The sequence below is a fragment of the Spirosoma sp. genome, from assembly GCF_048594605.1.
Lineage (GTDB): Bacteria > Bacteroidota > Bacteroidia > Cytophagales > Spirosomataceae > Spirosoma.
In genome coordinates this window covers 1-11,601 of sequence record NZ_JBMDWV010000230.1, presented here as the reverse complement: position 1 = coordinate 11,601, position 11,601 = coordinate 1, and the positions used below count along the sequence as shown (strand labels likewise).

The window sequence follows — 11,601 nt, the reverse complement described above, 5'->3', positions numbered from 1 at the left end:
AAACCGATCAAATCAGGAAATATAGTGAACTGTCAGACAATATACTAGTGACAGATTACTTAGAATGGGTTTGGCTCAAAAATGGTAAACCGCAAGCCCGTACCCGACTATGCTACGCTGAGGATTTAAGCAACAGCCGATTTAAACTTAGTGCTGATAGAGAGCAAGAGGTAACAGCATTAATTGAGGGCTTTTTGTCTCAGGCTCCAAAAGGTGTAAACAACGCCAAAGGGTTAGCTAAAGCGCTGGCTACCCGTACCCGCAACCTGAAAGAGTTCTTAGAAACCGAACTAAATAGCCATCTACACGATGAAGAACATGGCCCACTTATTGGTCTATACGAAACGTTTAAGGGTAATGTATCATCTGAATTAACCGTATCTGAGTTCTGCGATGCGTTCGCACAAATGTTGAGTTACGGATTGTTTCTAGCTAAACTGAATGCAGATACGCAGACTATTAACCTCTACAACGCCAAACGATTTATTCCTCAATCATTTGATTTGATTAAAGAGTTGATGGGCTTTCTTGACCGTTTAGAAAATGAAGTCTATCAGGAGGTAAGATGGATAGTTGATGAAATTCTAAGCGTTCTTAATAATCTAGATTTATCCGCTATTCAGGAAACATTATCTTTTAATCAAAAGAACACGGGAGATGCCGCAGATCCCTATCTTTATTTCTACGAGGATTTTTTAAGCCAATACGACCGAAAGCTGAGAGATCAAAAAGGCGTTTATTATACCCCACCACCTATTGTAAACTTCATTGTTCGGGCGGTGAATGACACGCTTAAAGATACGTTTGGCATTACCGACGGATTAGCCGACCGCAACCGAGTGACGGTTTTAGATTTTGCTACTGGCACGGGTACTTTCTTGTTAGAAGTGGTTAAACAGATTATGGAGCATCTGCCGGCCAACTCCCCAAAACGTAAGCTGATTATTCAGGAACACATACTAAAAAATATATATGGATTTGAATATCTGATTGCCCCTTATACCGTTGCTCATCTGAAGCTATCGCAGTATCTTAAAGAAAACGGGTATGAGATAGGAAAAGAAAATAGTAAAGAACGCTTACAAATTTACCTGACTAACACTTTAGAGCCGATAAACACACAATACAGTGCGTTTTTGCCTGCCCTCTCCCGTGAGGGTAAAGAAGCCCAAAAAGTGAAAGAGAAACCTATTTTGGTCATTGTCGGAAATCCACCTTATAATTATAATTCTAAAAATCCAAGCGAAAAAGAGGTTACAGAACTAATTCATGGAAAAGATGTAAAGCGAAAAGTCAAAACTTGGATTGGGAATCAATTAATACCGTACAGCTTAGTTGACGGTGTTAAAATGAAAGAGAAAAATCCTAGAGCTAACCAGAATGATTATGTAAAATTTATCCGCTTTGCTCAATGGAAAATGGAGCAGGTAAAAGAAGGTATTATATGTATTATTACCGACAACTCATACTTAGACAATATCACTAATCGGGGTATGAGGCAAAGCCTGATGAATACATTTAATCAAATTATTATTATTGACCTACATGGTAATACAAACAAAAGAGAAGAAGATGCTGATGGAGCACGTGATGAGAATGTGTTTGATATAATTCAAGGAGTTGCAATAGTTCTTTTTATTAAAAAGCCTAATGTAGAAAAAGGGGTGTTTATTTATAATCTTTTCGGTCGAAGAAAAGAAAAATATGAATGGGCACAAAAAGAGGCTATCAAAGATTTACCACTAAAAAAGCTGCAACCAAATCCACCAAATTACTTGTTCAGGGCTGTTGATGAGAAAGATTCATTACAATACGACTCGTATTTGTCTCTACAAGATATTTTCAATATAATAAATATAGGAATAACAACGGCCCGCGATAAACTTACGATTAAGTTTACCAGCTCTGAAATAAATGATGTTGTTTACAATTTGAGCAAATTAGATATTGAAACTATAAGGGATAAGTTCGATTTAGGATCTGATACTCGAGAATGGAAAATATCCTTCGCCCAAGAAGATGTTAGGAGAAGTAGGGGTAGCTTTACAAAGATACTGTATCGTCCTTTTGATACACGTTATACCTATTATACAGGAAAATCATCCGGTTTTTATCAAAGGGCAAGAGCAGAAGTAATGCAACATATGTTATCTGACAATATAGCTTTGTTAACAAACAGATTCACAGTAATTGATTTTCAACATGCGTTTGTTACAGCTAACTTAAGTGATAACTGTACCTTATCAAACCTGACAAAAGAAAGGACTTACTCAGCCCCCCTATATCTATATGAAGAAGGTACAGGTTTATTCGCAGGTATGAACGAGAGAAAGGTAAATTTCAAGAAAGAGTTTATTATATATCTCACCCAGCGAGGGCTTACCTCTAAGCCTGAAACGGTATTTGGTTATATCTATGCAATTTTACACTCTCCTAAATACCGCACTAAGTACATTGAGTTGTTAAAAACTGACTTTCCAAGAATTCCCTTTACAGATGATATTATCGTGTTTGAGAACCTAGCTGAATTAGGTTGGGCATTAGTTCAAGCTCATCTGCTGAAGTATATTCCTGCTAGTGGTTTAGGTGATTATATGGGAGCAGGTAATAATGAGGTAAATAAGCCATTTTACAGAGAAGGAAAGCTGTATATTAATTCAGCTCAGTATTTTGATAATATACCGGCAGATGTGTATGAGTTTAGAATAGGATGCTATCAGGTCTTAGATAAGTATCTGAAAGATCGAAAAGATCGTATACTCTCATTAGACGAAATTGAGAATGTCGAAAAGGTGGCTAACGTGTTAGCTTTCACAATAGAGCAAATGAAAGCCATAGACGATCTAACGCGGGATTGGATTTAAGACGTTGAAGACCTAACGAAACCTGACTTTTTGAGGATTGAAACCGGCCTTATTGCTGAGATTTCAGTCTATTTTGGAGAGAATAAATACAAATAATTTCAAGCTGTTTAGGCGCAAAATGCGGGAAGACTAAAAAAGTCAAAAGACTTTGTCCTTTCTATATGGTAACAGAAACGGCTTCTAGAACGAATTAATCAAATTGGTTCTGCTACAGTTGACTGTATAACAAGTAAACCTTAATCGAACTTGATGAACAGTGAAAAATAGTAAGTAAGCTAAATTAAATTTCATATTTTCAAATTAATATGTCTACTTTAAATGGAAAATTCATTTACATCCTCAACTTTTATTAAGAAGCTGTTTAATAGTGTAGGCCAACCCATAGAGATTAAAGGTTATAAGATCGGAGACTCATTGAGTGTTAAAGACAATATTGATTTCAAATGTGATGGCATAAGGTTTATTGATTGTGAATTTGCAGAAGACGTAAATTTTATTCATGTGGATTTGAAAGAAGGACTATTTTTTTATAATTGCGTTTTTCATAAAAATTTTAATGTTATTGATTGCACGTCTTCTTACATAGGGCATGAAAAGCCTACTATGGAAGAATATAATACTATTCACCTTGGTACGACTTCAATTAAATCATTATTAAATATTCAAAATTCTTATTTAGAAAGAGGATTAGGTATAAAGTCAGAAAGTGATATTAATTCAATAAATGTATATGGCGTAACTTGTGGCGGTGGTAGCCAATTCAGTATTGTTGATAGCAAAATCAGCGAAACTATTAATATTGACGAAACTGTAATAAAAGGGGATTTGAGTTTCCAAAAGTCTATTTTGCAAGGACAAATTAGAATTGAATCCTTAAACTGCAGCAGAATTGCATTTATTAAGGTGGAATCAGAAAAAGATATATTTGTTAGATATTCAAACTTACAACATGGTATCACCTTTAACTATGGGTCATTTAAAGATGACGTGAAATTTGAGTGCGTCAAATCTTCTAGTGGATATCTTACATTAATAGGAACAGAATTCAAACGAAGCTGTGAATTTTTTTACAATTCGCCTACCTCAAATAATGTCCCTCTAGAGTTACAAGGAGGTTGTAAAGAAATCCATATAGATACATGTGTTTTTGATGAAATTTTACTTATAAATGGACTAGGCAATGTGGTTAATCCTTATGAATTAGAGTCAGTAAATATTAATTGCTCAGCGTTACTAAAAGGACAAATATTAATTAGAGATTTTAAAATTAATATTGCTTCAATGCAAGGAGTAAATTCAGGAGCTAATCTGATATTTGATTTAATACAATTTCACAAATTAAATTTTTTAAATTTCTCAAATTTTAGTAAGCTTCAGTTATTGAATTGCACTTCAGACAAGAGTAATAATAGTGAATTTTCATTATTAAATTCAAGTCTAGGAGCAGCTCAGTTCTTTAATCTTCATTTAAACAGTTTTAAGAAAATAATAATAAATGACAGTATAGTATCTGAAATTATTGTTTCCAACGTCCATTGGTTTACACCTGATCAACTCGAGATAGCAAGCAGCATTGAGAGAAAAGACATTGGTCCTAAGCGTAGAAAAGAATTGTTTAGACAGTTAAAATATGGCTTGGAAAAACAAGGTGATAGAATTCAGTCTCTACTATTTCAGCAATACGAGATGGAAGCGTTTAAAGAGGAGTTGACTCATACTCAAAAACCTTATAATGGTGATCGCTTAATCATGTTTATAAATCAATCTAACGATTATGGATCTAATTGGAAAAAGCCAGTTCTTTGGCTTTTCGCCTTTACAATTATATTTTATTTCTTGATAGTTACTGCTTCCTATCGTAATATGCTTGCCCCCTCATCGTACATAGAAGATTGGCAAGATACATTAATAGCTTACTGGGTGCATAAACCCTCATTCTTCCAAATGCTGAATCCTACATATTTGTTTGATAGAGCATTTAAGGATGGTAGATACAACCTATTAACAGCTCTGTTTGATATTCTACACAGAATTGTACTAGCTTACTTTATTTTTCAAATAGTGTCAGCCTTTAGAAAATTTGTAAAATAATTTCGATATCGATTTAGAAAATTTATACTCTCTATGTAAAAAATGTTTCTTATTTGTTACTCATTGTTTATAAGTAATTGCCTATCAGCAATTTATATATGTATTTTGTACCCGCTCCTGGTACAAGCAAAAAAGACACTGATAATCAGTGTCTTTTTTGCTTTATAATCTTTCCCTTTCGTTAGTTGAACCGATTATAAAAAAACGTTGGACTCAAGCTGGTCCAACGTTTTTCTGGGCACTACCTAAAATAGCATGTTCACTGTACGAAGGTAATGCTATCCTTACAGTTTGATATTAGAAGACGCTTAGAATGTCATTAGGAAATTGTTAAAGCCGTATTACTACGTTCATCAGTAATACGGCTTTTATATGGAATACGTAACGAATTCTTACTCCAAACTCTTCAGGGAGTCTGATAAAGAAGCGGAAAGCTTAAGTTTTCCTTCAATCAATTCCTGCATAGCTGTCCAGGTACGATCCCAAGAGTGATTGTTCAGGAACGTATCAACGCCTGACCAGTCCAATGAACTTCGATTAATTAAAGCTTCACTGATTCCTTGTTCAAAGGAGTTGACAGAGTCGGCAATCCAAACCGGGTCGTAACGTCCATAGCTGGTCACTACGTCCTGAATCGCCGTAGAAACAACAGGCAAGCCAGCTGCTAAATACTCGGGGGTTTTTGTGGGACTAATAAAGCGAGTTGACTCATTAAGGGCAAATGGCAACATAGCTACATCCCAATGACTAAAATAAGCAGGCAGCTCGTTGTACGATTTTAAACCTATGTAATGCAGATTGGGGCCCTTAGGTAGAATATCTGGATTGATCTTGACAACAGGCCCTATTAACATAAATTGCCATTCTGGCCGACGGGCGGCAATGGCTCCTAATAGCTCTGTATCAAATCGCTCATCGATAACACCCGAAAACCCAATACGCGGTGCTGCCACAGGTTGTTGATCAGCAGGATCAGGCAGGTTCTTACGCGCCCTGGCAAAATGATCAAAATCAATACTGCTTGGAAACGCATATACGGCCTGGTGAAGGGCACGCTTAGCTTCAAACAGACTGTAGCCGCCGGTAAAAATCAAGTCTGCGCGCTGCATTAGTTGACGCTCCCGATTCCGCAGTTGAGGAGGTGCCCCACGAAAAGCCGACAACTCATCCATGCAATCGTAAACCGTTAACCGAGGGGACAAATCCTCTGTGAACGACAAAGACATGGGGGTATAGTACCAGGCGATGTAATCGGTAATATGATACTGGTCGAGCAGGTGATGAACCCAATCCCGCTGCTGATTATCAATGGCTTCCTTACTTATGCCATGTTGTAGATGCGGGACAACTACGTATCGCTGATTACTCATCTGACGAATTTCCAACCAGGTTCTATCACCCCAAATAGGCTCCTCCCAAAACCAGGTTCGCCATTCATTGCTAGCCCGGCTGAGCAAATGCTGAGGACGCTGGTAAACGAAGTTCCACCGTAAATGAGAAAAACAAAGTAAGTCAGTAACCTTGCCTGATGAGTTTTCAGTAGAGGGAGTCCGATTTAATAATAGAGGTTGGCTTGAATCGCTTAAGGAAACGAGTTTTTTAGAACCAGGTTGTTGCTGAATCATACTTTATGCATTGATGAGGTTGAGCTTTATTATTTAAATACTATTTGTGATTCATAGAGTACAAAAGGTAGTATCTCTTCTGATCAACCCAATTCACAGTTTAGACCAAGGGTAATCATGTTACCACCTGTGAAGAGTATATGTTCAAATTGTGAGGGAATGGCCTAACTAAGAATTGTATTGACTCCCCGGCAGAATGGAGAACTGTAGACTAAAATATTGGCTATACAGCCCTCGTAGTTGATGGCTGCATGATATTGACAGGCACGTAATGACGCTTCTAAGATGAGGTCTTTGGGCATACGGTAGCAGAGGAGGAATTGCGAAATCCAAGATATATACCAATGATGAAAAATAATCGTGAAGCGCAGAAGATAATAATCACTTTCTGGTATAATTCAAAAACCTGATTAATTAATACCATTATGCTTATAAGGTATGTCCTGACTCTGACTCATTTTCGAGTTTCTCAGCAGTATCCTTGATCGCTTCTTCCACCGAGTGCGATTGTCTTAAATCAGAGGCCTGCTTAGTTATATCAGCCATTGCCTGATAATGCTTCTGTAAAATCATCAATTCTTCTTCGGTCAGATTTTCTACAGAAACCAGACGGTTACTGGCTCCTTTCGTAGCAGCTATCAACTCATTAAGTTTTAACTGAACTGACATTGAGTCTTTATTCTGAGCCTTTTGAATCAAAAAGACCATAAGGAACGTAACAATCGTCGTACCGGTATTGATGACAAGCTGCCATTCCTCTGAATAATGAAAGAAAGGTCCGGAAACTGCCCAGATAATTACCGTTAAAAGAGCCAGGATAAAAGCCGCTGAACTACCCGTTGCTTTCGCTACTGCCGATGAAAAGCGCTCAAAGAGTCCTTTTGATATAACTGACGAAGTCGATTGCTGAGTTTCCATATAGATGCATAGTGAATAATAGAGGTAACCTGTACCACGAAATAAAGTTATGTAGCGCTTGTGGTTCAGGGGTTTATAGGAGATTTAAGCCATCCTTACATTCGTTTACTCTTCGGGTTTTTCTGTCATTCACTACGTTTTACTACCCGCTAAATGCCATTTATAGATTTTGTCTGATTCAGACTTGGACAATTTGTTTTGGTTCGTATATTTGACACCTTCGACAAATGCGAGTTATTCATAATTTGCTCATTATGAGTATTTTTTGAATCAATTTTCGGCAAGACTCGAAGAATCGTCCACCCGGTTTTAGTATAGCTAATGTTCATCCTTTTCTGGCGCTTTAGCCTTTCGGCAGGGGCTGCCATGAATTGTTAAATCCACATGAAAGTCTCGCCTTTACAACCGTTTCAAATCGTGTATTCGCTGCTGGATCACGAGTTTCTAGGGTATCTTATTGAAGCGTTTGTAGTGCAACGTAATGGCCGCGGTGAGTTGACTTTGCAAAATCAGACACTATCGACACAGAACGTTAGCGAGTTTGCCAAAGGTCTGGACGAACGTGATTTTGAACTAGTTAAACTCATCGATAGCATTCAGCAGGATACGATTGTTAAGAAATTCAATGCGCGGAAATTACCCGCCGTCGATTTTTTTCTAAAAATATACGATAACCAGAAAGGTGATAAGCTCATACAGGAGACCATTGGCAGTTACCTTGAGACTATCAAGGCGCAAATCATGGCTTTGCTGCCTGGTAAGCCGTTCTATATTATGGGCAACGACGGTAATCCAGCCTGGGAGCCCATCACCTGGATGCCTGAACCCGCTAAAGTTCATTTTCACTTTGTTCGTAATGCCGACTCAACGCATTATTTTCCGATCATTCGTTATCCAATCGGTTCTCGGGATGGAGGCTCCACAGAAACTGAGCGAGTAGATTTTCAATTTAAGGATGCACTCATGATCTGTGATGAGCCAGCCTATATGATGGTTGGCAACCGACTCTATCATTTCAGTAAAAATGTAGACGGCAAAAAGCTACGTCCTTTCTTTAATAAGAACCATATCGTTGTTCCCCGAAATATTGAACAACAGTATTATGAGCGCTTTGTAACTCAGCTAATTGCTTCTTATGACGTATATGCCAAAGGGTTCGAAATACGTTCAGAAAACCTTGAGCCAATTCCTGTTTTAACTGTTTCTGAACTGGTCTCGTCTGGCCGACCAGTGCCGGTATCGCTCGTTCAGTCCGGAGCAGGTTCGGCAGAAGTTGCTGAGCGCGATGATGAATCCAGCCAGCGTATCGTACTTGATTTATCTTTTCAATACGGCGACTTTACGTTCCGGTTTGATAGTTTCGGGGCGTCATCTAACGTGAGCCTGGAGAAGAAAAATGAGGAGTACATTTTCCACAAAATTCGCCGGGATCAACGTCTGGAACGCCAAAAAATAAATTTCCTACGCGACTCGGGACTCGACTTACGTAACGGTCGTCTGGTACTTTCGAAAGCCGAAGCGTTTGCCTGGTTATCGGATAAGAGTTCCCAATTGCGGGAGGCCGATTTTGTACTACGCCAGGATGCTCAGGACACTAAACGGTATTTTCTGGGTTATTCAAGCCTAAACGTCTCCATTCAGGAAGGACGTGACTGGTTCGACATATACGCCAACGTGCGCTTTGGTGAGTTCGAAATTCCTTTTTTGAAACTGCGGACGCTGATTCTGAACAAAAAGCGAGAGTTCAAGCTCCCTAATGGTGAGATAGCGGTTATTCCTGAAACCTGGTTTGCTAAATACTCCGAACTGTTTGGTTTTCTGGAACATATTGATGGGCTCGACAATGCCAGTAATGGCCTGATACTTCAGAAACATCATTTGGCTTTAGTACGTGAACTGGAGCGCGATAACCTGGCCACAACAGTTATTAGCCGTAAGCTGGAACGATTACGCGATTTTGAGGAGATAGAACGGTTCCCCCTGCCAGTACAGTTCAACGGCACGCTACGTCCTTACCAACAAGCGGGGTATGACTGGATGAATTTTCTGCGTCAGTATCGATTTGGTGGCTGTCTGGCCGATGATATGGGGCTGGGAAAAACGGTTATGACGCTGGCTATGCTACAGGGCCAGAAGGAAGCGGGTACTACGTCTCCGAGTTTGCTGGTTATGCCAACTTCGCTGCTTTACAACTGGGAACTTGAAGCGCGCAAATTCACGCCCGACCTACGTGTAATGGTTTATACGGGTACGTATCGTGAGAAAAACACCGCTCAATTTGATGGATATGATTTGATTCTGACATCGTATGGTATTGTCAGAATCGACATCGATATACTCAGCGATTATCGGTTCAACTACGTCATTCTAGATGAGTCGCAGGCTATTAAAAACCCGTCGTCGCACATCACGAAGGCAGTAGTTCAGCTCAATACGGCCTATCGACTGATTCTGACGGGCACCCCTCTCGAGAATAGTACAATGGATCTCTGGTCGCAGATGTCGTTTATTAATCCGGGTTTATTAGGCAGTCAGTCGTTTTTTCGGAACGAGTTTCAGATTCCGATCGAAAAGCGGCATGACGATGCCAAAATCAATCGGCTTTATAGCCTGATTAAACCGTTTATGCTCCGGCGTAATAAAGCGCAGGTAGCAACCGATCTGCCCGCGAAAGTAGAGAGTGTGCTTTATTCGGAGATGACACCTGATCAGGAAAAACAGTATGAGGAGGCTAAATCCTATTATCGTAACCTTATTCTGGAACATATTGAGGAAGAGGGGATGGCCAAATCGCAGATGGTGGTCTTACAGGGCCTGACCAAGCTCCGCCAGATTGCCAATCATCCTCGTATGGTCGATGCCGACTATGAAGGTGGCTCCGGCAAACTGGCAGATGTGCTCATTCGTCTGGAAAGCGCGATGACTGAAAACCACAAAGTTCTTATATTCAGCCAGTTCATTAAACACTTAAACGTTGTTCAGCATTATTTAAAAGAGAAGCACATCAAATATGCTTACCTGGATGGCTCAACAACCGATCGGCAAAGCCAGGTTAATCTGTTCCAGACTGACGATTCCGTAAAGCTCTTTCTGATTTCGCTCAAGGCAGGCGGATTAGGGCACAATTTAACGGCTGCTGACTACGTGTTTATTCTGGACCCCTGGTGGAATCCAGCCATTGAGGCTCAAGCCGTTGACCGTGCCCACCGTATCGGCCAGCAAAAAACGGTCTTTACTTATAAATTCATTGCCAAAAATACCGTGGAGGAAAAAATTCTGTCGTTGCAGCGGGCCAAGCAGCAACTGGCCGGTAGCCTGATTACAACAGAAGAGAACTTCATGAAATCCCTTACAAAAGAAGATATTATAGCTTTGCTGGAGTAAGACGTGCCGCCAAATGAACAATTTTCAGGGAATATTCTGACGGATGTTTGTTATGTACCAAACACGCTATCATTCACCCTAAAAATTTGTTATATGACTGCTAAAAGTATGTTAGGAATCATTCTGACCCTGGTTGGTCTGGTAGGTTTGATCTATGGTGGTATTGATTTTACTAAAGGTGGCGTTGCCCAGGCTTCGTTTGTTTACCTCATTCTGGGAGGTGTTTTCTTCTTTGCTGGTATCAGCCTGATTCGCAGTACAAAAGCGTAATCACCTACCGCACATATACCCCTTTTTGCGTTTCATCACTAAGCACTACGTCTACATGCTCTGTCAGCGTAGTGCTTAATTCGTATCCTTTATAATCGGCGGCTACTGGATAGCGCGGATGATTTCGATCGACCAGGACGGCTACCTGTAATTTCCGCAGCGGTACACTCAGAAAAGGCTGCAAACTGAAGGCAAGCGTACGGCCCGTATATAATACGTCATCAACAACAATGACGACCATATCAGCATAATTCATGTCCGGAAGTTCAGGCAGAACGGGCGGTTGAGTGCGCTGTGATTTGTCGAGATTAAGCTGAATTAAACGTACTGAAAACGGAGCAATCGTCTGTAATTCCTGCGTTAACGCCTGCGCCAGAACGTAACCCTCCCCTGCTATGCCTGCTAGCAGCAAGTCTGTTTCCTCAAAATTATTTTCGTAAATCTGAAAA

At 39.8% G+C, this 11,601-nt stretch carries 7 protein-coding genes; 4 read left to right on the top strand and 3 right to left on the bottom strand.

Annotated features, from left to right (window positions below; translation table 11 throughout):
• The first annotated feature begins 47 nt into the window (after positions 1-47).
• Both ACOJS8_RS14640 and ACOJS8_RS14635 read left to right on the top strand, forming a co-directional pair.
• Positions 48-2,864 carry a type ISP restriction/modification enzyme gene (locus ACOJS8_RS14640; protein WP_420149289.1) on the top strand — a complete coding sequence of 939 codons (2,817 nt, stop codon included), beginning with the start codon at positions 48-50 and terminating at the stop codon, positions 2,862-2,864.
• Between the two features lie 318 nt (positions 2,865-3,182).
• Positions 3,183-4,955, top strand: coding sequence for a hypothetical protein (locus ACOJS8_RS14635; protein WP_420149288.1), 1,773 nt, complete (start codon positions 3,183-3,185; stop codon positions 4,953-4,955).
• A gap of 392 nt (positions 4,956-5,347) precedes the next feature.
• On the opposite strand, the gene ACOJS8_RS14630 is transcribed toward ACOJS8_RS14635, so the two are convergent.
• Together ACOJS8_RS14630 and ACOJS8_RS14625 are read right to left on the bottom strand one after the other, a co-directional pair.
• Positions 5,348-6,580 (bottom strand): glycosyltransferase, encoded by a 1,233-nt coding sequence (locus tag ACOJS8_RS14630; RefSeq protein ID WP_420149287.1) that lies wholly within the window; start codon positions 6,578-6,580, stop codon positions 5,348-5,350.
• A 429-nt stretch (positions 6,581-7,009) separates the two neighbouring features.
• Positions 7,010-7,498 (bottom strand): low affinity iron permease family protein, encoded by a 489-nt coding sequence (locus ACOJS8_RS14625; RefSeq protein ID WP_420149286.1) that lies wholly within the window; start codon positions 7,496-7,498, stop codon positions 7,010-7,012.
• A 384-nt stretch (positions 7,499-7,882) separates the two neighbouring features.
• On the opposite strand from ACOJS8_RS14625, the gene ACOJS8_RS14620 reads away from it, so the two are divergent.
• Together ACOJS8_RS14620 and ACOJS8_RS14615 are read left to right on the top strand one after the other, a co-directional pair.
• Entirely contained in the window at positions 7,883-10,882 is a 3,000-nt protein-coding gene (locus tag ACOJS8_RS14620) for a DEAD/DEAH box helicase (RefSeq protein ID WP_420149285.1), read from the top strand.
• A gap of 93 nt (positions 10,883-10,975) precedes the next feature.
• Positions 10,976-11,152, top strand: a complete 177-nt coding sequence (locus ACOJS8_RS14615; RefSeq protein WP_420149284.1) for a hypothetical protein — start codon at positions 10,976-10,978, stop codon at positions 11,150-11,152.
• Positions 11,153-11,156: 4 nt separating this feature from the next.
• Here the strand turns inward: ACOJS8_RS14615 and ACOJS8_RS14610 are convergent.
• Positions 11,157-11,601, bottom strand: a 445-nt coding sequence (locus tag ACOJS8_RS14610; RefSeq protein WP_420149283.1) for a phosphoribosyltransferase family protein, incomplete at its 5' end; no start/stop codon positions are given.

Excerpts from the sequence above, each read along its gene's own strand:
- ACOJS8_RS14635 (WP_420149288.1), top strand. The coding sequence starts at position 3,183 with ATGGAAAATTCATTTACATCCTCAACTTTTATTAAGAAGCTGTTTAAT.
- ACOJS8_RS14630 (WP_420149287.1), bottom strand. The coding sequence starts at position 6,580 with ATGATTCAGCAACAACCTGGTTCTAAAAAACTCGTTTCCTTAAGCGAT.
- ACOJS8_RS14625 (WP_420149286.1), bottom strand. The coding sequence starts at position 7,498 with ATGGAAACTCAGCAATCGACTTCGTCAGTTATATCAAAAGGACTCTTT.
- ACOJS8_RS14620 (WP_420149285.1), top strand. The coding sequence starts at position 7,883 with ATGAAAGTCTCGCCTTTACAACCGTTTCAAATCGTGTATTCGCTGCTG.
- ACOJS8_RS14615 (WP_420149284.1), top strand. The coding sequence starts at position 10,976 with ATGACTGCTAAAAGTATGTTAGGAATCATTCTGACCCTGGTTGGTCTG.